This window comes from Bradyrhizobium sp. MI1.7 (assembly GCF_055811795.1).
Genome location: NZ_JBVVPO010000002.1, coordinates 263385 through 284525, shown reverse-complemented (window position 1 = coordinate 284525; position 21141 = coordinate 263385). Strand labels below are relative to the sequence as shown.

Annotated in this window: 28 protein-coding genes and 1 tRNA gene; 12 read left to right on the top strand and 17 right to left on the bottom strand. The window is 63.8% G+C overall.

Features of this window, described 5'->3' with window-relative positions; translation table 11 throughout:
* Positions 1–20 precede the first annotated feature (20 nt).
* Positions 21–947, top strand: coding sequence for a dihydrodipicolinate synthase family protein (locus tag AC0L3X_RS04190; protein WP_166096502.1), 927 nt, complete (start codon positions 21–23; stop codon positions 945–947).
* Between the two features lie 108 nt (positions 948–1055).
* On the opposite strand, the gene AC0L3X_RS04185 is transcribed toward AC0L3X_RS04190, so the two are convergent.
* The 4 genes from AC0L3X_RS04185 to AC0L3X_RS04170 are packed head-to-tail and all read right to left on the bottom strand — an operon-like array spanning position 1056 to position 6733.
* The gene (locus tag AC0L3X_RS04185; RefSeq protein ID WP_283016382.1) at positions 1056–1967 is read right to left on the bottom strand and encodes a hydroxymethylglutaryl-CoA lyase; all 912 of its coding nucleotides are present in this window, start codon (positions 1965–1967) and stop codon (positions 1056–1058) included.
* Position 1968: 1 nt separating this feature from the next.
* A complete protein-coding gene (locus AC0L3X_RS04180) occupies positions 1969–3972 on the bottom strand; it encodes an acetyl/propionyl/methylcrotonyl-CoA carboxylase subunit alpha (protein ID WP_283016381.1) in 2004 nt (667 codons plus the stop codon).
* 4 nt (positions 3973–3976) lie between these two features.
* Entirely contained in the window at positions 3977–5581 is a 1605-nt protein-coding gene (locus AC0L3X_RS04175) for a carboxyl transferase domain-containing protein (RefSeq protein WP_166096500.1), read from the bottom strand.
* A 24-nt stretch (positions 5582–5605) separates the two neighbouring features.
* Positions 5606–6733 (bottom strand): isovaleryl-CoA dehydrogenase, encoded by a 1128-nt coding sequence (locus tag AC0L3X_RS04170; RefSeq protein ID WP_283018864.1) that lies wholly within the window; start codon positions 6731–6733, stop codon positions 5606–5608.
* A 147-nt stretch (positions 6734–6880) separates the two neighbouring features.
* Here AC0L3X_RS04170 and AC0L3X_RS04165 point away from each other — a divergent pair, with 147 nt between their 5' ends.
* Entirely contained in the window at positions 6881–7909 is a 1029-nt protein-coding gene (locus tag AC0L3X_RS04165) for an AraC family transcriptional regulator (protein WP_166096498.1), read from the top strand.
* A gap of 91 nt (positions 7910–8000) precedes the next feature.
* Here AC0L3X_RS04165 and AC0L3X_RS04160 read toward each other — a convergent pair whose 3' ends face one another.
* The 3 genes from AC0L3X_RS04160 to AC0L3X_RS04150 form a co-directional block, all read right to left on the bottom strand.
* A complete protein-coding gene (locus AC0L3X_RS04160) occupies positions 8001–8288 on the bottom strand; it encodes a DUF3551 domain-containing protein (protein ID WP_063983447.1) in 288 nt (95 codons plus the stop codon).
* A gap of 239 nt (positions 8289–8527) precedes the next feature.
* Entirely contained in the window at positions 8528–9019 is a 492-nt protein-coding gene (locus AC0L3X_RS04155) for an Lrp/AsnC family transcriptional regulator (RefSeq protein WP_354131288.1), read from the bottom strand.
* A gap of 309 nt (positions 9020–9328) precedes the next feature.
* A complete protein-coding gene (locus AC0L3X_RS04150) occupies positions 9329–9634 on the bottom strand; it encodes an ETC complex I subunit (protein WP_014495449.1) in 306 nt (101 codons plus the stop codon).
* Between the two features lie 258 nt (positions 9635–9892).
* Here AC0L3X_RS04150 and AC0L3X_RS04145 point away from each other — a divergent pair, with 258 nt between their 5' ends.
* Complete coding sequence (locus AC0L3X_RS04145) at positions 9893–11074, top strand: OpgC domain-containing protein (protein WP_063983449.1); 1182 nt, start codon at positions 9893–9895, stop codon at positions 11072–11074.
* Between the two features lie 65 nt (positions 11075–11139).
* On the opposite strand, the gene AC0L3X_RS04140 is transcribed toward AC0L3X_RS04145, so the two are convergent.
* Positions 11140–11331 carry a hypothetical protein gene (locus AC0L3X_RS04140; protein ID WP_166096496.1) on the bottom strand — a complete coding sequence of 64 codons (192 nt, stop codon included), beginning with the start codon at positions 11329–11331 and terminating at the stop codon, positions 11140–11142.
* 1017 nt (positions 11332–12348) lie between these two features.
* Between AC0L3X_RS04140 and AC0L3X_RS04135 the strand changes: the two genes are divergently transcribed.
* Positions 12349–12510, top strand: a complete 162-nt coding sequence (locus tag AC0L3X_RS04135; RefSeq protein WP_354130446.1) for an RNA-binding protein — start codon at positions 12349–12351, stop codon at positions 12508–12510.
* A 149-nt stretch (positions 12511–12659) separates the two neighbouring features.
* Here AC0L3X_RS04135 and AC0L3X_RS04130 read toward each other — a convergent pair.
* The 4 genes from AC0L3X_RS04130 to AC0L3X_RS04115 form a co-directional block, all read right to left on the bottom strand.
* A tRNA-Pro gene (locus tag AC0L3X_RS04130) sits at positions 12660–12736 on the bottom strand.
* Between the two features lie 92 nt (positions 12737–12828).
* The gene (locus AC0L3X_RS04125) at positions 12829–13311 is read right to left on the bottom strand and encodes a DUF192 domain-containing protein (RefSeq protein ID WP_038936099.1); all 483 of its coding nucleotides are present in this window, start codon (positions 13309–13311) and stop codon (positions 12829–12831) included.
* Positions 13312–13434: 123 nt separating this feature from the next.
* A complete protein-coding gene (locus tag AC0L3X_RS04120) occupies positions 13435–14067 on the bottom strand; it encodes a cold-shock protein (protein WP_028150990.1) in 633 nt (210 codons plus the stop codon).
* A gap of 199 nt (positions 14068–14266) precedes the next feature.
* Positions 14267–15028: an SIR2 family NAD-dependent protein deacylase gene (locus AC0L3X_RS04115; RefSeq protein WP_071914182.1), complete on the bottom strand. Its 762-nt coding sequence runs from the start codon at positions 15026–15028 to the stop codon at positions 14267–14269.
* Positions 15029–15312: 284 nt separating this feature from the next.
* Between AC0L3X_RS04115 and AC0L3X_RS04110 the strand changes: the two genes are divergently transcribed.
* A complete protein-coding gene (locus tag AC0L3X_RS04110; protein WP_166096472.1) occupies positions 15313–15477 on the top strand; it encodes a hypothetical protein in 165 nt (54 codons plus the stop codon).
* Between the two features lie 69 nt (positions 15478–15546).
* Here AC0L3X_RS04110 and AC0L3X_RS04105 read toward each other — a convergent pair whose 3' ends face one another.
* Complete coding sequence (locus AC0L3X_RS04105) at positions 15547–15813, bottom strand: hypothetical protein (RefSeq protein ID WP_283016380.1); 267 nt, start codon at positions 15811–15813, stop codon at positions 15547–15549.
* 172 nt (positions 15814–15985) lie between these two features.
* Between AC0L3X_RS04105 and AC0L3X_RS04100 the strand changes: the two genes are divergently transcribed.
* On the top strand, positions 15986–16324 hold the full coding sequence (locus tag AC0L3X_RS04100) for a hypothetical protein (protein WP_245344071.1): 339 nt from the start codon (positions 15986–15988) through the stop codon (positions 16322–16324).
* Between the two features lie 78 nt (positions 16325–16402).
* Entirely contained in the window at positions 16403–16528 is a 126-nt protein-coding gene (locus tag AC0L3X_RS04095; protein WP_085965803.1) for a hypothetical protein, read from the top strand.
* Here AC0L3X_RS04095 and AC0L3X_RS04090 read toward each other — a convergent pair.
* Together AC0L3X_RS04090 and AC0L3X_RS04085 are read right to left on the bottom strand one after the other, a co-directional pair.
* Positions 16525–16722, bottom strand: coding sequence for a hypothetical protein (locus tag AC0L3X_RS04090; RefSeq protein WP_248883244.1), 198 nt, complete (start codon positions 16720–16722; stop codon positions 16525–16527). The two genes, AC0L3X_RS04095 and AC0L3X_RS04090, sit on opposite strands and share 4 nt — an antisense overlap.
* 370 nt (positions 16723–17092) lie before the next feature.
* Positions 17093–17221, bottom strand: a complete 129-nt coding sequence (locus AC0L3X_RS04085) for a hypothetical protein (RefSeq protein WP_256461575.1) — start codon at positions 17219–17221, stop codon at positions 17093–17095.
* 112 nt (positions 17222–17333) lie between these two features.
* Between AC0L3X_RS04085 and AC0L3X_RS04080 the strand changes: the two genes are divergently transcribed.
* Together AC0L3X_RS04080 and AC0L3X_RS04075 are read left to right on the top strand one after the other, a co-directional pair.
* Positions 17334–17666, top strand: coding sequence for a hypothetical protein (locus AC0L3X_RS04080; RefSeq protein ID WP_283018953.1), 333 nt, complete (start codon positions 17334–17336; stop codon positions 17664–17666).
* 326 nt (positions 17667–17992) lie between these two features.
* Complete coding sequence (locus AC0L3X_RS04075; protein WP_208086669.1) at positions 17993–18220, top strand: hypothetical protein; 228 nt, start codon at positions 17993–17995, stop codon at positions 18218–18220.
* A 295-nt stretch (positions 18221–18515) separates the two neighbouring features.
* Here the strand turns inward: AC0L3X_RS04075 and AC0L3X_RS04070 are convergent, their stop codons facing one another.
* Together AC0L3X_RS04070 and AC0L3X_RS04065 are read right to left on the bottom strand one after the other, a co-directional pair.
* Positions 18516–18692, bottom strand: a complete 177-nt coding sequence (locus AC0L3X_RS04070) for a DUF2934 domain-containing protein (protein ID WP_283016379.1) — start codon at positions 18690–18692, stop codon at positions 18516–18518.
* 128 nt (positions 18693–18820) lie between these two features.
* Positions 18821–19117: an HU family DNA-binding protein gene (locus tag AC0L3X_RS04065; RefSeq protein WP_007591377.1), complete on the bottom strand. Its 297-nt coding sequence runs from the start codon at positions 19115–19117 to the stop codon at positions 18821–18823.
* Between the two features lie 350 nt (positions 19118–19467).
* Between AC0L3X_RS04065 and AC0L3X_RS04060 the strand changes: the two genes are divergently transcribed.
* From AC0L3X_RS04060 to AC0L3X_RS04050, 3 genes are all read left to right on the top strand, one after another.
* Entirely contained in the window at positions 19468–19962 is a 495-nt protein-coding gene (locus AC0L3X_RS04060; protein ID WP_283016378.1) for a hypothetical protein, read from the top strand.
* Between the two features lie 163 nt (positions 19963–20125).
* Positions 20126–20428: a hypothetical protein gene (locus AC0L3X_RS04055; RefSeq protein WP_028150997.1), complete on the top strand. Its 303-nt coding sequence runs from the start codon at positions 20126–20128 to the stop codon at positions 20426–20428.
* Between the two features lie 92 nt (positions 20429–20520).
* A complete protein-coding gene (locus AC0L3X_RS04050) occupies positions 20521–20697 on the top strand; it encodes a hypothetical protein (protein WP_283016377.1) in 177 nt (58 codons plus the stop codon).
* The last annotated feature ends 444 nt before the right edge of the window (positions 20698–21141 follow it).

Below are 21141 nucleotides of genomic sequence, written 5' to 3'. Positions count from 1 at the left end.
AACTCACTTGGAGTCACATCATGAGCCGCCGCGTTTCCTGGGAAGGCGTCTTCCCGGCCGTCACCACGCAATTCCACGATGATCTCTCGCTCGACATCGACGCCACCGCCAAGGTCATGGACGGGTTGATCCGCGACGGCGTCTCCGGTCTGATCGTCTGCGGCTCGGTCGGCGAGAACACCTCGCTGGAGCGCAAGGAGAAGGTCGCGATCATGGAGACGGCGAAATCCGTCGCGGCCGGCCGCGTGCCCGTGCTATGCGGCATCGCCGAATTCACCACCGCCTTTGCGGTCGAAACCGCCAAGGAAGCCGCGCGCGTCGGCATCGACGGCGTGATGGTGATGCCGGCGCTGGTCTATTCGTCGAAACCGCACGAGACCGCCGCACATTTCCGCGCGGTTGCCAGCGCGACCGACCTGCCGGTGATGCTCTACAACAACCCGCCGATCTACAAGAACGACGTCACCCCCGACATCCTGGCCTCGCTCGTCGACGTCGAGACCGTGGTCTGCTTCAAGGATTCCTCGGGCGACACGCGGCGCTTCATCGACACCAGGAATATGGTCGGCGACCGCTTCGTGCTGTTCGCAGGGCTCGACGACGTCATCGTCGAGAGCATCGCCATGGGCGCGGTGGGCTGGGTCTCCGGCATGTCCAACGCCTTCCCGCGCGAGGGCGAGACGCTGTTTCGCCTTGCCAAGGCCGGCCGCTTCGCCGAGGCCATGCCGATCTACGAATGGTTCATGCCGCTGCTGCACCTCGACGCACGCCCCGACCTCGTCCAGTGCATCAAGCTGTGCGAGCACATCATGGGCCGCGGCACCGCGCTGACCCGCCCGCCCCGCCTCGCGCTGCTGCCGCAGGAAAAGGCCGAGGTCGAGGCGATGATGGCGAAGGCGCTCAAGAACCGGCCGCGCCTGCCGGATGTCGGGCTGAAGGCGGCGTAGGCGAAGGTCTCGTAGGGTGGGCAAAGCGGAAGCGTGCCCACCATTCGCAAATTCGGTCGCGGAGAGATGGTGGGCACGGCGCTACGCGCCTTTGCCCACCATACGAAGCTAGGAAGCAGCCCGCTTCTTCTTCGCGTTCAGCGCGGAGGCTACGCGGCTCACAGGCGGCTTGCCCAGCACGCCGCTCATCTCGTTCGTGGCCGCCAGCAGCTTGTCCATGTCGACACCGGTCCTGACGCCCATGCCTTCGAGCATGTAGACCACGTCCTCGGTCGCGACATTGCCCGTCGCGCCCGGCGCATAGGGGCAGCCGCCGAGGCCGCCGGCGGCGGAATCGATGACGCGGACACCCTCCTCCAGGCCGGCATAGAGATTGGCGAGCGCCTGGCCGTAGGTGTCGTGGAAATGCATCGCGAGTTTTGTTGGCGGGATATTGGCGCTAACCGCGCGCAGCATCTCCTTGGCCTTATCAGGCGTGCCGACACCGATGGTGTCGCCGAGCGAGATCTCGTAGCAGCCGAGCTCCCACAGCGTGTTGGCGAGATCGGCGACCGCCTTTGGCTTGATCTCGCCGTCGAACGGACAGCCCAGCACGCAGGAGATATAGCCGCGGACTCTGACGCCATCAGCCTTGGCGCGCGCCAGCACCGGCTTGAAGCGCTCGATGGACTCCGCGACCGTGCAGTTGATATTGGCGCGCGAAAACCCTTCCGAGGCCGCCGCGAACACGGAGACGACTTGCGCGCCGGCAGTGCGCGCGGCGTCATAGCCCTTCTCGTTCGGCACCAGCACGTGGAATTCGGCACCCTTGACGTGGCGGACGCCGCGCAGCACGGCGTCCGAGCTCGCCATTTGCGGGATCGCCTTGGGCGAGACGAAGGCGCCGACCTCGACCGTGGTGAGGCCAGCGGCTACGAGCGCCTCGACGAAGGCGATGCGGGCCTCGACGCTGACGGGCGTCTTCTCGTTCTGGAGGCCGTCGCGCGGCCCCATTTCGATGATGCGGACGGGATCGCTCATCTCACTCTCCCGATGGCTCGACCACGGCGAGCTCGACGCCCTCCTGGACGATGTCTCCGACCTTGCATTTGATCGATTTCAGCACGCCGGCGTAGGGAGCGCGCAGCGTCTGCTCCATCTTCATCACTTCCAGGGTGAGGATCGGCGCGCCCTTGTCGAGCTTGGCGCCCTCCTCGGCCAGCACGGCGACGACCGTGCCCGGCAGGGGCGCCGCGATCTTGTCCTCGCCGACATGCTCTTCGCTCTCGCCGCCGAACGGATCGACCCAATGCAGGTCGAAGCGGCCGTTGCGTGTGCGCAAATACAGCTCGTGACCGTCGATCACGGCTGCGACCTGCGATTTGACGCCATCGAGCGTCAGATCGAAGCAGCCGTCACGCGGCGCGATCGTGAACGCCAATTCGCGCTCGCCGGTCACCAGCGTCGACGGCCCGCTGCCATAGTTCAGCGTGATCTTCTGTTCAGGTCCATGGCCGACTCGGAAGGCAAAGCTGCGCTGGCGGCGACCGACCGGCATCCAGCCGAAGGTCTGCCAGGGCGAACTCGCCTCGTCTTGCGCGGCCTGCCGCTCGTCGTTGATAACAGCGGCGACTGCCGCGCACAGCTCGAGCTCGCCGGGCGCCGGCGGGGCCTGCGTCAGCACCGCCAGCTCGCGCTCGATGAAGCCGGTGTCGATCGCATTGGACCGCACCTTCGGATGCGTCATCAGCGCCGACAGGAACGGGATGTTGGTGACGATGCCGCGGACGTCGGATTCTTGCAGCCCGCGGTTCAGCCGTTCGATCGCGACGTCCCGCGTCGGCGCCCACGCGATCATTTTTGCGAGCATCGCATCGTAATAGGGCGAGACCGTATCGCCTTCGCGATAGCCGGCGTCGATGCGCAGGCCGCCGGTTTCCGCCGGCAAGCGCCAGGTCGAGATCCTCCCGACCGACGGCATGAAGTTCTTGGTCGGATTTTCCGCGTAAACGCGCGCCTCGACCGCGTGGCCATTGAGCCGGAGCTCGTCCTGTTTCAGCGGCAGCGCCTCGCCGAATGCGACGCGCAGCTGCCATTCGACCAGATCGATGCCGGTGATCAACTCGGTCACGGGATGCTCGACCTGGAGACGCGTGTTCATCTCGATGAAGAACACGTCCTTGCCGTCGGAGACGAACTCGATCGTGCCGGCACCGACATAGTTGACCGCGCCGGCCGCCTTTCGCGCGGCGGCGCAGACGGTCTCGCGCTGGGCTGGATTGAGCGTCGGCGACGGTGCCTCCTCGATCACCTTCTGGTGCCGGCGCTGCAGCGTGCATTCGCGCTCGAACAGCGACAGCAGATTGCCGTGGCTGTCGCCGATGATCTGCACCTCGATGTGACGGGGATTGTCGACATATTTTTCGATCAGCATGCGGTCGTCGCCGAACGCGGCCTTGGCCTCGCGCTTGGCGCTGACAATCGCCGGTCCAAGCTCATCCGCCGAGCGAACGATGCGCATGCCGCGGCCGCCGCCGCCGGCGGACGCCTTCACCAGGATGGGAAAGCCGATCTTGTCCGCGGCCTTCGAAAGCGTCGCATCGTCCTGGGCCTCGCCGTGATAGCCGGGCACCAGCGGCACGCCGGCCTTCTCCATCAGCGCCTTGGAGCCGGACTTCGAGCCCATCGCCGTCATCATCGCGGCGGTCGGGCCGACGAACACCAGGCCCGCCTCCAGGCACGCCCGCGCGAACTCGGCATTTTCGGACAGGAAGCCGTAGCCGGGATGCACGGCCTCGGCGCCGGTCTTGCGCGCGGCCTCGATCAGCCGCTCGGCACTGAGGTAGCTGTCGCGCGCCCGCGCCGGACCGAGCAGCACGGCTTCATCCGCGAGCGCGACATGCATCGCGTCGCGGTCGGCCTCGGAATAGACCGCGACCGTGCGCAGGCCCATGGCTCGCGCGGTGCGGATGACGCGGCAGGCGATCTCGCCGCGGTTGGCGATCAGGAGCGTGCGAAAACGCCGGTAGAGCATTGAACGGTCCATCGCATCACATCCTGAACAGGCCGAATTTGGTAGGCTCGATCGGCGCATTCGACGCCGCGGAAAGGCCGAGGCCGAGCACGAGGCGCGTGTCGGCCGGGTCGATCACGCCGTCGTCCCACAGGCGGGCGGTCGCGTAATACGGATGTCCCTGGCTCTCATATTGCGCGCGGATAGGCTCGCGGAACTTGTCTTCCTCTTCCTTCGACCAGCTATCGCCCTTGGCCTCGATGTTGTCGCGCCGGACCTGGCTCAGCACCATCGAGGCTTGCTCGCCGCCCATCACCGAGATGCGCGCGTTCGGCCACATCCAGAGGAAGCGCGGCGAATAGGCGCGGCCGCACATGCCGTAATTGCCGGCGCCGTAGGAGCCGCCGATCACGACGGTGAATTTTGGCACCGAGGCGGTCGCCACCGCCGTGACGAGCTTGGCTCCGTCACGCGCGATGCCGCCGGCCTCGTACTTCTTGCCGACCATGAAGCCCGTGATGTTCTGCAGGAACACCAGGGGAATGCCGCGCTGGCAGCACAGCTCGATGAAATGCGCCCCCTTCAGCGAGCTCTCGCTGAAGAGAATGCCGTTGTTGGCGATGATGCCGACCGGATGGCCCCAGACATGGGCGAAGCCGCACACCAGCGTCGTGCCGTAGAGTTTTTTGAACTCGTCGAACTCCGAGCCGTCGACGATGCGGGCGATGATATCGCGCACGTCAAACGGCTTTCGGCCGTCGACGGGCACCACGCCGTAGATCTCTTCCGCCGCAAACAGCGGATCGCGCGGCTTGTGCATGTTGAGGTTCGGCCGCACCGACGGCTTCAGCGTGCTGACGATGCGCCGGGCGATGCCGATCGCATGGGCGTCGTTCTGGGCGTAGTGGTCGGTCACCCCCGATTGCCGCGAATGCACGTCGGCGCCGCCGAGCTCCTCGGCACTCACCACCTCGCCGGTCGCGGCCTTCACCAGCGGCGGGCCGCCGAGAAAGATGGTGCCCTGGTTGCGGACGATGATGCTCTCGTCCGACATCGCGGGGACATAGGCGCCGCCGGCGGTGCAGGAGCCCATCACGATCGCGATCTGCGGGATGCCCTGCGACGACATCTGGGCCTGGTTGTAGAAGATGCGGCCGAAATGGCGCTCGTCCGGAAAGATTTCGTCCTGAAGCGGCAGGAAGGCGCCGCCGGAATCGACCATGTAGACGCAGGGAAGATTGTTCTGCCGCGCCACGTCCTGCGCGCGCAGATGCTTCTTCACCGTCATCGGATAGTAAGTGCCGCCCTTGATGGTGGCGTCGTTGGCGACGATCACGCATTCGCGGCCCGAGATGCGCCCGACGCCGGTGATGACGCTCGCCGAATGCACGTCACCGCCATAGAGGCCGTACGCCGCCAGCGGCGACAGCTCCATGAACGAGGTGCCGGGATCGACCAGCAGGTCGACGCGCTCGCGCGCCAGCATCTTGCCGCGCGAGGTGTGACGGTTGCGCGAGACCTCGCCGCCGCCGCCGGCGACCTGGCTCAGTTTTTCACGCAAGTCCGCGACAAGCCCGCGCATGGCCTCGGAATTGCGCGCAAAGTCTGATGAAGACGTATCGATGCTGGAATGGAGCGGCATGTTGATTCCAATGAGGTGAAGGTTTCAGGCCGTCTCTGACATCAGCTCGCGGCCGATCAGCATGCGACGCACCTCCGAGGTGCCGGCGCCGATCTCGTAGAGTTTTGCGTCGCGCCAGAGACGTCCGACCGGAAATTCGGAGGTATAACCGACGCCGCCCAGCGCCTGGATCGCCTCGCCCGCCATCCACGTCGCCTTCTCCGCGGAATAGAGGATCGCGGCGGCTGCATCCTTGCGCAGCGTGCGGGCGTGGTCGGCCCGGTCGCAGGCGCGCCCGACCGCATAGACATAGGCGCGCGCCGACTGCCAGGTCGCATACATGTCGGCGAGCTTGCCCTGCATCAGCTGGAAGTCGCCGATCGGCTGGCCGAACTGCTTGCGCTCATGCATGTAGGGCACCACGGCGTCCATGCAGGCCGCCATGATGCCGAGCGGGCCGCCCGACAGCACCGTGCGCTCGTAATCGAGGCCGGACATCAGCACCTTGACGCCCTCGCCGATCTTGCCGAGCACGTTCTCCTCGGGCACCTCGCACTCGTCGAAGAACAGCGGATAGGTGTTGGAGCCGCGCATGCCGAGCTTGTCGAGATGCTGGCCGTGGGTGAAACCCTTGAAGCCCTTTTCGATCAGGAAGGCGGTCATGCCGCGCGGGCCCGCCTCCGGATCGGTCTTGGCATAGACGACCAGCACGTCGGCGTCGCCGCCATTGGTGATCCACATCTTCGAGCCGTTGAGCACGTAGCGGTCGCCGCGCTTGTCGGCGCGCAGCTTCATCGAAACGACGTCGGAGCCCGCGCCGGGCTCGGACATCGCGAGCGCGCCGACATATTCGCCGGAGATCAGTTTTGGCAGATAGCGCGCGCGCTGAGCGTCGTTGCCGTTGCGGCGGATCTGGTTGACGCAGAGGTTGGAATGGGCGCCGTAGGACAGCCCGACGGCGGCCGAGCCCCGCGAAATCTCCTCCATGGCGACGATATGGGCGAGATAGCCCATGCTGGAGCCGCCATATTGCTCCGGCGCGGTCATGCCGAGCAGGCCGAGGTCGCCAAAGCGCTTCCAGAGGTCGGCCGGGAACAGATTGGCCTTCTCGATCTCGGCTGCGCGCGGGGCGATCTCCGCCTCCACGAAGGCGCGCAGCGTGTCGCGCAGCATGCTGATGTCTTCGCCCAGATCGAAATCGATGCTCGGGATGTTCAAGGCGATTCCTCCGTATTCTTGTCGGGTCCGAACCTACCCCCGCCCGGGCGTCCCAGCGGTCGAAAAGGTTGCATTTTCCGCCAAGTTTGGCGAGGATTTTTCATGCCCTTTCAAGCCGCGACCGCGACGCCCCGCCGCGCCATGACCCCAGCCGCCTTCGTCCGCGGCGTGGTTGCCGCTTATGCCGTTTACGGACGGGATCCAGCGGAAGCGCTAGGCAAGGGGCAGGTCGCCGAGGACCTTGTTCGATCCCGGGACGGACGGGTGACGGCGGCCCAGTTCGAGGCGCTGGCCGGCCACGCCATGCGCGAGCTCGACGACGAGGCGCTCGGCTGGTTCTCGCGCCGGCTGCCTTGGGGAACCTATGGCATGCTGTGCCGCGCCTCGATCACGGCCCCCAATCTCGAAGTCGCGCTAAAACGCTGGTGCCGGCATCATCGCCTACTGACCGAGGACGTGCTGTTCAAGCTCTCGCTTGGTGATGAGACCGCGACCATCTCCATTCGCGAGCAGCGCGACCTTGGCCCGTTGCGTGAATTCTGCCTGGTCACCCTGCTCCGCTATGTCCTCGGCTTTTCCTGCTGGGCCGTCGATTCCGCGATCGCGCTGCGTGCGGCCGAGTTTCCCTATTCCGAGCCGGGCCACGTCTCGGTCTATCCGACGATCTTCTGCAGGCATTTGAGCTTTGATGCGGACGGCGCCCGCATCGTCTTCGACAAACATTATCTCTCTCTGCCGCTGACCCGCAGCCCCGCCGATCTCGACAGCATGCTCAAGGGCGCGCTGCGGCTCACCGTGCTGCCCTACCGGCGCGACCGGCTGCTGGTCGAGCGCGTCCGCCGCGTGCTGCGCAATGCACGCGGACGCATTCTCGGCGCCGAGGATGTCGCAAGCGAGCTGGCGCTCTCCACCCGCACCATGCATCGGCGCTTGCGCGAGGAAGCGACCTCGCTACGCGATCTCAAGGAAGAGGCAAAGTTCGAGCTCGCCAAGCAGGAGCTGATGCGCGGCCGGGCGCCCATCAAGCGGATCGCGGAGATCGCCGGCTTCCGCAACGAGAAGAGTTTTTCGCGCGCCTTCCGCACCTGGACCGGCGCCTCCCCGCGCGAGTTTCGCGAGCGCTATCGCTGAGGCGCGGCGTCACCTGCTTGTCATAAATTGACGTCCTCCGAGATCACTCTCGGAGGACGCAATCTCTCGGATCAGGTCGCGATCTCAGGCGTTAGTTCTGCGCGCCCTGGCGAGCCTTGGGCTGCTTCGTCTGCTTCGGCTGGAAGGCGAGCGCATCGTTGCTAGTCTTGGCGCCGCCGGCCTGCGAGCACGTGCCGCCGATGCCACCGGCCGCCTGACGGCAGGCTTCCATCGTCGGATAGCCGCAGCCGTGAGCGGCCTGGGCGCCGTTGGTGATGCAATAATCGTCGGCCTTCGCAGCCGGCGCCGACAGAACAAAAAACGCAGACGCAAACAGCGTCGCAGCAGAGGCTGCGATCGTCTTCGAAGTCGATGTCATGATGTCTTTTCCTGCTTAGGGTCCCACAAAAGCATCCCCGGCGTGCGACGCAGACCGAGGTTCACACCCTGCATCTAGGCAGCGCAAAGATGCCGACAATCACGGTTGCGCGCATTGCAGTCCTGCCTAAATCACATGTCACAGTTAGGTGAGTTACTAAGCGATTATAACTATCCGAATCGACCGCACCGCGCGCAAGCGCCCCCGACTTCGGAATTTCAGTAGAGAGACTTGAACGCCTATCCGACGGGTGCCGCCACTACATCCTGTAACGGCAGCGGCACATCCTTCGCGACGCCCAGCACCGGAAAGCTGCGGACGTTCTTCACATCAGGCATCGCGGCGAAATGCAGCAGCTGCTGGCGCATGCTCTCGACGTTCGGCGCGACGCATTTCAGCAGGTAGTCGGTGTCGCCTGAAATCCGCCAGCACTGCTGGATGCGCGGGATCGCGGCAACCGAGCTCTCGAACGCCTCCAGCACCGGCTGGGCCTGGCTCACGAGCTGGATCGAGACGAACGAAACCACCTCATAGCCGAGCAGCCGCTCGTCGATGACGGCGCGGACCGCCCGGATCACGCCGCGGCTGAACAGCAGTTTCAGCCGCCGCAGGCAATTGGGCGCGGACACGCCGACCCGCAGTGCCAGCTCGTTGTTGCGCACCCGACCGTCCTGCTGCAGCTCGGATAAGATCTTCAGATCGACGCCGTCGAGCTGGTCACGCCCGGCCATCCCCCACCTCGCCATGATCCCATCATGACGTCAGCGAAGCACGCGGCGGAATCGCTGCCAAGTGGCGGCAGCGCGGCGCAATAGCTGTCCGTCTATCGGGGTCATCGGACGCGACGTCATGTCTGCGGGCGGGGTACCCCGCCGTCATGCCAGGGCTTGTCGCGGCCATCCGCGCTCTTTCACTCGGCCCCAAAGACGTCGATGTCCGGGCCTTCGCCTCGCCGAAGCGGCTTCGGCCGCGCAGGCGGGACAAGGCCCGGGCCTGACGCGTAAATCACGTCGTATGAAGTCGTAGCAGCGAGCCGCCCCTCAATGCGTCCAGGGCTCGCCGCGCCGGAACGAGAAATTGTCGGCATAGGCGACCGGGCGGCGGATCGAATCCTGCGGCTCGATCACCTGGTAGGCGATACCCTTGCGCTCACAATAGGCGACCGCCTCTTCCTTGCTGTGGAAGCGCAGCGTGATCTGCTGCTTCATGTCGCCGGACGAGGTCCATCCCATCAGCGGCTCGACCGAACGCGGCTGCTCCGGCTCGTAATCCAGCTGCCATTCCTTGGTCTTGGACCGGCCGGATTGCATCGCGTTCTTGGCGGGCTTGAAAATGCGTGCGGTCATGGGTGGTCCGGGCCTCTTGGTCTTTTCGTTCGATTTCGATGCGTCACGGTAGCAGTTGGTGGAAACCGCGGGCATAGTATAGAGACACCTTTTGGGAACTGATCGGTGATTCCGGTCCCCCGGGGGTGCGTTGCCGACGGGTATAGTCATTATGCTGCACCGTGACAATTGCGTACCCGCCTTCCGCGCCGGGATCCCGCCCGGCGGCCCTGTCTCGCCGACACCAGCGTATCCGCCCCCTCCGAAAGCTTCCGTCGCATGGCCTTCCTGAACATCAACGCCACGCTTCCCGAAAAGGGCCGTGACCTCAGGCTCGACCTGTTTCGCGGCATCGCGAACTGGGCGATCTTCCTCGACCATATCCCCGACAACGTGGTGAACTGGATCACCACCCGCAACTACGGCTTTTCCGACGCCGCCGACCTGTTCGTCTTCATCTCCGGCTACACCGCTTCCTTCGTCTATGCGCGAATGATGCTCGAGCGCGGCTTCATCGTCGGCGCCACGAGGCTGACCAAGCGGGTCTGGCAGCTCTACGTCGCCCACATCATCCTGTTCGTGATCTACATCGCCTCGATCAGCTATCTGGCGCTGCGCTTCGGCGACTCTGACATGATCAACGAGTTCAACGTCGCCGGCCTCGTCGACAACGCCACCGAGACGCTGCGCCAGGGCCTGTTCCTGCGCTTCAAGCCGCTCAATCTCGACGTGCTGCCGCTCTACATCGTGCTGATGGGGCTGTTTCCGCCGGTGCTGTGGTTCATGCTGCGCAAGCCCGACCTGACGATGGCGCTGTCCATCGTGCTGTGGCTCGCCGCCCGCCATTACGGCCTGAACCTGACCGCCTATCCGGCCGGCCAGTGGTACTTCAACCCGTATGCCTGGCAGGTGCTGTTCGTGTTCGGCGCCTGGTGCGCGATGGGCGGCGCCCGGCGTTCGGGAGCCGTGATCAATTCGCCGATCACGCTGTGGCTTTGCCTCGGCTATCTCGCCTTCGCGCTGGTCATGACCATGGCCGGCCGCTTCCCCACCCTCGGCGGCATGTTCCCGGGATGGCTGTTCTCGGCCTTCAACCCCAACGACAAGACCAATCTCGCGCCCTACCGCTTCCTCCATTTCGTCGTGATCGTGATCCTGGTGATCCGCTTCGTGCCGAAGGACTGGCCTGGTCTGGAGTGGAAGGTGTTCGATCCCTTGATCGTCTGCGGCCAGCAGTCGCTCGCCGTGTTCTGCGTCGGCGTGTTCCTGTCCTTCGTCGGCCATTTCGAGCTGTCGATGAGCTCGGGCTCGCTGTTCGCGCAGATCTTCGTCAGCATCGCCGGCATCGCGATCATGACGACGGTGGCCTATTACATTTCCTGGTCGAAAAAGCAGGACAAGCCGTTGAAGCCGCCGCCGCCCAAACCTGCGGCCGCCGCCTCGCCCGCAAAGGCCGCCTAGAGCCATTTCCGTTCCGATGAAATCGGAACGGGGTGCTAGCTTCTAGTAGCGGCAGCGGAGCCGGCTCAGGCCGCTTCGCTGTCGTACTCGGTGAACTTCTTGTAGATCCAGTCGCGGCCGTCGTGGCGGCGCCAGACCTTTCCATAGACGATCTGCCCGTTGATCGAGCGGCGCGGCACGATCACGGTCCAGAGGTGCCAGATCTCGGTCCAGCTCGACTGCGGATGGACGGTTCGGACGTTGCGATCGAAAGACATGACGCAAAACTCACAAGATATGAGCGCCGCGACGAACTGTGACCTGTGTGACCACCGATTGCAGGCAGCCCATCGCGAGCCTTGCCGACCTGATATCAGCCAGGAATGCGGCCGCAACAACCACTCGGCCTTAACCTAACCGGTCAACCTTACCCCTCGTGGGTACCCGCCAAGACCCGTTGAAAGCCGGCGCCGATCTTTCTATGATGCGTGCACAATTTGAGAATGAGCGCGCCGTTTCGGACGCGTGGCAATTGCGAACTGATTTTCATTTTTCAAATGACTTGCTGACTGGGGCACCACAATGAATATGCAATGTGGACGTTTGCGCCTGGCGGTGTGCTCGGTGCCGCCTGCGCCGCGTGTCAAGGCAGTCAAGACATCTGTCTCTGAACCGCCGAAGGCGGCCAACGACAATCATCTGGCGTGGCCGTTCCTGCCGTTTCCGCTCGGCTGGTACGCGACGAACTGATCCCCGGAATAGCGCGACGCCGCTCAAGCGGAATATCATCGCTTGGCGGCGTCCGTTTAGGCATTGGGCGCTGAAATCCCCAATGCTCATATGTCTATGGCGACAGCCAAAGGTTCGAAGCAATTTTGCGAATTCTGCGTCGGGCCGGCCGGCGCAATGCCTTGAAAAATCGCGCAGAAGTCGCGTTGGGTGAAGAACAAGCGCCAAGGCTTCAGGCAAGGCTTCAAGCAAGGTTCGCGCGCGCTTCCGGTCGCCATAGGCCCGCCTGCCCATCCCCCGCAATCGCGCCGGCTGAGATGCCCTGCGCGTTGTCGGTCTGTCGCGGCGGCCGTGCAGTTCCCGCCTTTGCAGTCGCAACCAATCACCGCGCCATGAGTTGCAGGTTCTTCCCGTCTGTCCGGGGAAGCTGCGTGGCTGCGATCCATGCCCGCGCGATGTACGGACGGTCATCTCGCCTCACGACCGTGTGAGCTGGAGCGCGGCCGGTGAATTTTCACGAGCGAGCAGAGACCAACGAACAGCAGGCCGCAAGCCAAGGGGATGCAGTGAGTCAAATCGATACGACCGAGAAACTCTCGGGCACACCGGAGACTGAAAGTTCGCTGTTCGCGCTGTGCGGGCTTGGCGTCGCCGGGATCGCAATGCTGGGCTGGATCTGCGCCCTCGCCTGGATCGCCTGGCGCCTGGTCGATTGGCTGTGGTTCTGAAATCGAAACGCCGCCGGCACGCCGACGCACGCAAAAGTTGCATCGGACGTAATTTCGCGGAGATCGCCCCGCTGACCTGACGGTCGGCAGCGAAACGGGATGAGCGCGGCGCAATATCGAGAGAATTGAAGGAGCTTCAACCTCGGGACTGGTCGGGGCAGCTGGATTCGAACCAACGACCTGCAGTACCCAAAACTGCCGCGCTACCAGGCTGCGCTATACCCCGAATGTCCAGCGAGCCCCGTCGATACACGCTTCCCAAAGCGCCATCAAGCTTTCAAGCCGCCAGCAAGGCCGCAATAACCCCGCCGGGTCGCCCTACTTGGTGCCGAACAGCGGGTGGCCGACGCGGTCGCCGGGACGGATGCCGTATTTCTGCGCCGTTCCCGCCACCACCTCCAGCACGGCCCGCGCGGGCCCCTGGGACGAGATGATCTTGGTCGACAGCGGCTCGGTGTTTTCGGCGATGCGCAGGATGCGACCGTCGGCGCGGATGAAGATCATGTCGAGCGAGACGTAGGTGTTCTTCATCCACATCGACACTTCCTGCTCGGGTTTGAAGTCGAACAGCATGCCTTTGCCGTCGGCCAGTTCCTTGCGGTACATCAGCCCGGTCTGCTTCTCCTCCTCGGTCGTCGCCATTTCCACCGAGAACACCTGCACGCCGTTCCTGGTGACGATCTCGAGCGGCTGGAAGCTGGCGGCGCGCACCGGCGCGCTCGCGACGGCACAGCCGACGACGAGGATGGCGGCCAGCCAGCCCCTCGCAATGGACCAGACGGCCTTTCGGTCAAAATTCATGGGACGGTACTCAAGGGGGCGTGGGACTGGACCAGTCCTTACGCGGCGATCGTGACAAAAGCCAGAGGCGCGCCGGACGGCCTGCGCGCCTCTTGTCACGATTGCGGGAGTTGGCGATCGCCGCTAGTGCGACTGCAATCCCGGCGATCCGGTCTCGGGATGGATCTCGGCCGCCATCATGCCCTTGGAGCCGGGCCCGAAGCGGACCAGGACATACTGGCCGGGCCTGAGCTCGGTCATGCCGAAGCGGCGCAGCGTCTCCATGTGCACGAAGATGTCGGGCGTGCCCTCGCCGCAGGTCAGGAAGCCGAAGCCGCGCAGCCGGTTGAACCACTTGACCTGGGCTCGCTCCAGTCCGCTGGTCGCGGTGACCGTGACATGGGTGCGCGGCGGCAGCATCTGCGCCGGATGGATCGCGGTCGACTCGTCCATCGAGACCACGCGGAAGGCCTGGTAGCCCTTGGCGCGCTGGATGCACTCGACGACGATGCGGGCGCCCTCATAGGCGGTCTGGAAGCCGTCGCGTCTGAGCACGGTGACGTGCAGCAGCACGTCCGGCCAGCCATTGTCGGGAACGATGAAGCCGTAGCCCTTTGAAGCGTCGAACCATTTGATGACGCCGTGAACCTCGACGAGGTTGGCACTGCCTTCACCAAGTCCGCTGAACGGGCTTAGCGCGTTATCGCGACCGCCGCCGTGCTCGCCCACAGCGGGAACTCCGATCTTCTTGGACTCAAATCCGTCCGACGACCCCATAACCCCGGACCCCACACTGCCCATTGCAACCCGCCTCAGCGGCGGCGTCGAATCACGCGTCTTAAGAGAATGTTCTCAATTCGACGCGATGCGAATCTTTCGACTCAAAAGATAACACTCCCGGTTGCGGCGCATAGATAAAAAAATGATTCGCCGGAACCTATGAACAGCTTGCACAGCCGCGAATCAAATTGATGCCTCAATTTCCGACAAAGGGCCCGAGAGTCTCGCCTATGTCGTGGCGGATAACGAGGTCGGCGATGTCGTCCTGATCGGTCGGCTCGCGATTGATGATCACCAGACGTGCACCGGCGTTCTTCGCCATCATCGGAAAACCCGCCGCCGGCCACACCACGAGCGAGGAGCCGATCGCGATGAAGAGGTCGCAGGCTTGCGACAGCGCGGTCGCGCGCTGCATTTCGTCGTCGGGCATCATCTGGCCGAACGAGATCGTCGCGGTCTTCACGGGCTCGTCGCACGCGGTGCAGTTGGGTGCGCCGCCATCTTCGTCGAAGCGGCGCTTCACCCAGTCAAGCTGATAGGCCTGCCCGCATCCGATGCAGCGCGCATAGGTGGTATTGCCGTGAAGTTCGATGACGTGCTCGGCGGCAAAGCCCGAAGCCTGGTGCAGATTGTCGATGTTCTGGGTGATGACGGCGGGAACCTTGCCAGCGCGGTAGAGCGAGGCGAGCGCGCGATGACCGCGGCCGGGCCTGGCCGCGGCAAAGACCGCCTCCATCGCAAAGCGGCGGCGCCAGGATTCGTCGCGAGCTTCCTGGCTGGCGACGAATTCGTCGAACGGGATCGGACGGTTGCGCGTCCAAATTCCCCCCGGTGAGCGGAAGTCCGGGATGCCGCATTCGGTGGAGATGCCGGCGCCCGTGAACGGCACGATGGTCCTCGACTCGGCGATCATGTCGCCGAGTCGTTCGACGCCGCTGCGAAGATCCGATGCAATCACTCGCGGCCTCCCATGTTGGCCTTGCGCTGGCCGCTCCATGCGCAAGCGACAAGATCGTTGACGCTGTTATCCACTGCCGCGTGAGAATCGCGCAAGCGCGGTCGGCAATTTTTTCCGACCTTCGCTTATCACAATCCTGCAATGCCTCCTCCCCATTGACGCCCCAATCAGAAGCGCCAATGCATGTGTTAACGCGACTCAACGTGATTGCGGCGGCAGTGCGTGAGTTCGGCCGTGCACACATATTGGAGTGCACAGATACTGACGTGTAGAGGGGATTTGACATGACCGAAGACGAACAACGCAAAATCCGCGAACGCGAAGAGATCGCCGCCCGTGTCGCCGCCTTCCGTGCCACGCAGGAAAGATTCCAGCGCGAGCGCGAAGAGTATTTCGTGTCGACGCTCGACAATGCGCGCAAGGTGGAGCGGCCCTCGCTCTGGCCATAAAGGCACCTCCGATCGCCACGCATGAAAAAAGCCCGGAGCATCGCTCCGGGCTTTTCACTTGGTCAGCCGTTACCAGTGGCGGTAGTAGTGGCGCCGGGGGTAGTACGGCCCATCGCCGTAATAGGCATACGGGCCGGGGCTGTAATAGGCGGGCCCGCCATAATAGCCGTACGGATGGGACGCAGCGACCGCGCCCGCGGTGATCGCGCCGGCGGCGAGGCCGAATGCGAGGCCCGGGCCAATGCCGCGACCGCGCGCCTCAGCAGGCGCAGGTGCCGCGACCGCGGTCACGCCGACGGCTGCGACGGTGGCCAGAGCTGCCAATGTCTTCTTCATGACTCTCCTCCTTCGCGTCTTGCGGGGACAACGTCGCCGGCCCGCGATGGTTGCGCGCAGGAGTGGAACCCGGGCGGCAGAAAAATATCGGCACGAGCGGAACGAAAGCCGGTTCGGCGGATTGCATCTGCGAGTGCGGAAGCCTCCGCTATCCGGTTGAGGCGACAGCACGATGCCCCGTCAGCATCTCCGCGATGCTGGCGGGGTTTTTGGTTTCGCGGACAGAAAATGGCGGCAGACATCAATGGCTGCCAATGGGACGGATGCCGAGGAGGACACATTGCCGCTATCCGCTTTGCTGGGGCGCATCCGCAGGCTCGTTCCCAAATCCCGCGACCAGCATTACGACGAGATCGTCCGCAACTTCGGTGTCGGCGCGCTGCGCCCGCCGCCGACGCCGATGAGCGACGGCGAGCTGGCGCGGGCCATCGCCGAGTTCCTCAAGGAGCAGCCGTCGAGCGCGTCCGTTGCGACCCTCGGCCGGCGGCTGGACCCCTCCTCTCCGCTGTAAGCGGGTTTGTTTCTGGCGAGCACGGAACAAATGTTTCCCGCGCACGTTGAACCCTCTTCACGCAAGAAGGGACCCGACATGCCCGCGTGGCTTGAAGTTCTGCTCAACCTGTCCGGCTATGCCGGCTTCGTCGCGCTTGCGCGCCGCGGCACCGCGTGCCCGGGCCATTCCGCCGACGACCGCACCTATGGTGACGAGCGCTAATTGGTGTGGGGCGCCTGGCCTGCCGTGCGCACCAGCCGGTCGGCCTTGACCGCGACGCGCGTGTCCTCGAGCTGCGGCCGCAGCGAGAAGCTGATCACCACGAAGGCGAGGCAGAACAGCGAGCCGACGACGGCGACGCGCCGGTAGGTGTGGCGGTCGCCCTGATAAAACGATGGTTCTGAAAAAGGTGTCATGCAAACTTGCTTCTGGGCAAAGTCGTCTCTTGTCCTTGCCAAGACACCTATCCCAAGCAGCCGCAAGCGCAACGCGATTGGGGTTTTAACCTAACCGAATAGGGTTATCGGCTTTCCCGCAAATTTTCGTTAGGAGTTTGCGCAAGGCTTGAGACATCTGCCCTTGAGATCCCGGCGCGCCGCTTCAGACAACGTCCGCACCAAAACTCGTAAACGCTCCGCCGGAGCCGCGGGTACGGCTTTGTTCCAGCTTCGCCTGCATTTCGTTCTCGAAGAACGAATCGGAATCGAAAAAATCGCCGCGGAGCAACTCTTAACAAGTGGTGCGGATCGTCGCGAAATCAAACGTGCGATCGCAGCGAAGGCACCATCACTCCATGTCGTCTCGCTTCAGTGGCGGCGGCACCTGCGGCACCGAGGGCCTGCCTTTGCGCAGCCGCTTGTGCCTGTCGGACCAGAACACTTTGACGATCTCGGCGAGAAACCAGCACGCATCCATGTCGCTCTCCCTCGCTCCATTCCGTAACGAGGACATGAGGGCTGGACCGTGCGAAGTATCACGCTCACGCGCGGCGAGAAGGACTGTCCCGCATCGACACAGAAGGCACGCCTTGTTCTGCATCCGACTCCATTTCGTTCGCAAAGAACGAATCGGAGTCGAGCAAATCAGCGCGGCGCGACTCCTAACGATCGATGAAGGCGCGCGCCGTCACGGCTTCATCGGCAACATTTTCATCGGCAGACGAGATCGCGCTGACTGGGTCGCCGTCGTGGCCCGCCGGCGCGCCTCACGCCGCGCGCTTGGCGTTGGCCTTCTCGGAAAAACATTCGAGGATCTGGATGCGGAGTTCTTCGGCGGCCGGCCCCTCGACTTTCCTCAGCTGATTCCAGAGCCTGATCACTTCGCGCTGTTTCTCGACGGTCATGAGTCACCTCCAACGTGATGACCAACTAGAACAAAATGAGAACAAAAAGTCCAGCCCCTCGCGCGCGATTTCCCACGCACATCGCCTCAAGCCTTGCTCGCGCTGCGCGGCCCCCTGAAAGCTGGGGATTTCCGCGCCCGGCCACTGGCCGCGCGGCCTGACGAACATGCTCCGTCGCCACGGCGGGTTGCTTTTTGGATTTTCAACCTTAAGTTCGAGGCGCTGGCGGCCAGGCGCTGAAATCCCAACGCCGCCGGCCAAGAGAGCCCCGTGCGCAAGCGCGGGGTTTTTCTTTTGGGAACGCGCCGTCGCCCTCGCCGTTAGCCATTCCGGAGCGAGGGACCGTGACCAGGAAATTTTACGCCGTCGAGGTGGTTCGTCAGATCGAGGAGACCGTGGAGATCATGGTCGAGGCCCCCGACGAGACCACGGCGCACGATGCGGCGCTTGCGCACCTCAAGGCGCGCGGCTCCGAATATCAGTGGCTCAATCCCAAATGTGAATTCATCGTCTGGCGCGAGCGCCAGATCGATCCGCCGGCGATCATCGATGTGTCGGTGTCGCCGGAGTAGCGGCCGGAACGAATGGCACCGCTCCGTGTTGTCAGGTCGAATTCAGTGGTGCTGGCGGCTGTGCGACGCGGCCGTCCAGCTTTGAGAAGCCCCGGCGCCCAACGCCGGGGTTTTTCTTTGCGGCGCGCTCGAACAACAGAGCAGCGAATAACAAAGCAGCCACACGGGCGTTACACCGGGTGGCTGCTTTGACGACTGTCAGCTTCGCGCAAGATTCCGTCGCCGTCATCTCAACCGCCGAACGCCGGACAACGTTCCGGCGTACGGCAAATTTTCGTGCGGCCTTTGTTGACCGTCAGACCGGCAAATTGTCGTTCAGCCCCGGCGGGACTTCGCCTTGCGCGGCCCGCTCGGCGAGGAGCATCTTTTCGGCCTCGTACCAGAAAGTGTCCATCCTCCCCGCGGGCTCGCCGGCTTGCCGCCAGAGATGATAGGCGCGGTCCCGGATCTGTTCCTCGCTCAGACTGGCCATGTGACGTCTCCCTTTGGGAAGCAAAGCGTGACGATGCCCGAGAGTTCCTTGTCCGTGTCTGACACACCAGCCGGCGGTCGTTGCGACGCTCCGAGAGAGGGAGCCGCCGCGACGACGTCGCGGGCCCCTTAGACGGAGTCCTTGGCCACCTTCAGCGGCGAGGCCTTCACCGACTTGCTCGCCGGCTTCGCCGCGAACTGCATCGGCTCCTTGGTGAAGGGGTTGACGCCCATGCGGGCCTCGGTCGCCGGCTTGTTCACGACCGACATCTTGACGAAGCCGGGAATGACGAACTCGCCGGACTCGTTGAGCTCCTTGTAGCCGACCGTTGCCATGTACTCGATGACCGACTTCACGTCGTTCTTCGACAGCTGCGTGCCCTCGGCAATTGCATCAATCAATTGAGTTTTCGTCATCTTCGCCATGTCTGAATTCCTTTTGTGCGGGTGAGCAGATCCTGCTCAGGACGCGGCTGAACCACGCAAGTGTGATGCCGATTCACGCCGGAGGTCATGAAGTCACGGGGCTTAGAACCCATTGAAGCCCAAAACACAAGCATGGCTTCGGCTGGGGTTCCACCCTTTCCCGCGAAAGTGTCGCAGCATGCGCCGCGTTGGCTTTGAACCATTCTGCCGCTGGCGCGTCTAACTAATTGAAGTCCCCAAGCTTCACCCCCATCAGAGAGCCCCGCTTCCCCCAGGCGGGGCTTTCGCTTTTGGTGGCCTGGTGGAGCGCGCCGGCTGTTATATGGTCGGATGTTTCTCGTGAGGGGCTGATGAAGATTGCCATTGTTATCGCCGGCCTGATCGTCGTTGCGGTCGCCGCCCTGGTCGCCATCCAGCCGGAGTTTTTGAAGCCTGCGTCTCTGGCGCAGGTCAAGAAGTCCGACATCTTCGGCTTTTCGCCCGGGATGACATTCGAGGAGACCAACAAGCTCGTCACGCAACGTCACTACCGCTGCCGACAGGGTCGCGGTTCGTACATCCTCGAATGCGAAATCAACGGCGCCAAAGTCACGGTCTATAATGACGACGTCGACGCCAGCCACCCCATCCGGCGCGTCAATGCCGCGTTGAACAATCCGGGACCGCAGGACGCGGCCGTCAAATCGATCTCCGACCAGTTCAACGCCCAGCCGACCAGGGACGCCCGCGACGGATGGACGTGGATCGTCGGCCGTGGGCTCAAGCTGAGCTACGACGGCAGCGCCTTGAAGCTCGTGGACGAGGCCTGGGATAACAGGCTTCGCAACGACGAAGCCAAGCGCTAGGCGCGCTGCGCCGAAATGAGCGGACCGTCACCGCAACCCGGTTATCCCCAGCCATCGCGTCACCTCGTCGTGAAACCTGCGACCCGGCACGCCTTGTTGAGACTTCGGTAACCTAACCCATCCACTCTCCCCGCCAGTATCGTTGCGTTGGAGTAAACCCACAGTGCTGAATTTTGACGAGCTGCGTGAACTCGCGGCTGATGTTCGCGTGTTTGTTGACATCGCCGAGGACAAAGCCGAAGCGCTCAAGGCCGTCATCGCGGCTTACGACGTGGTGCTGGCGATCTTCCCCTCGCAGGAGGGCATGGGCCTCCACGTCATCAAGGGCAAAGAGATCCTGGACAGAATCGCCAATTCGCGGACCCACGCGATCTACAGCCACACGGCGATTGCGGTTCCCGACCTCGAGCATGCGCAGATGCTCAAATATCTGACAGCACCTGTCGAACGACGGATTGCTGCGTAGTTGCCGACGGCAGGCGCATCCCCACAATGACCGGCGGATAGGAACGGTCGGCTCTCCCGCACATTGACCCGTCTCCAGATGAGGAGATTGCAATGAGCGTTGAAGGTAAAGCCAAGGAAGCCGCCGGCTACGTCAAGGAAGAGCTGTACGAGCACGGCAAGTCGCCCGGGAGCCAGAAGAAGGCTCAGGAGGGTCGCGACCTCAGGAACGAAGGCCGCGTAGAAGACGGCAAGCCGCCGAAGACGACGAAGCCCGGCACCGGTCACTAGACTGACTTTTGTCAAAGCCGCCCCTGGCCATGTCAGGGGCGGCTTTTCATGTGCGCTCGTGCCCCGGACGCAGCGCTCCCGGCGATGCGAAGCATGGTCCAACAGCGACAAACACGCTGCGGCTACGTCCCATCTCGCATGTCCCTGGTCGCGAAGTGACATCCAAACGCCACCAGGACCAGAGCAAACGTCGAGCCGAGCAGAATTCGCAGGGTCGATCCCATCTCCTGGCTCACATACCGGACATCGTGCCGGTGCGCGTAGCGTTCAGGATGCGCGGCATCAGGCGCCTGGGGAGAACTCGTCAAAAGCACAAGCCACGCGACGGTCCCGCAAATCGCCGCAACCCTCGCAATCTTTCCGAGCCTTTGAAGCCAGCGCTTCATGCCGCTCCCATCATGGCGTGGATCTCCGCTGCGCCTTTGTCCGGATCAGCTTTCATAA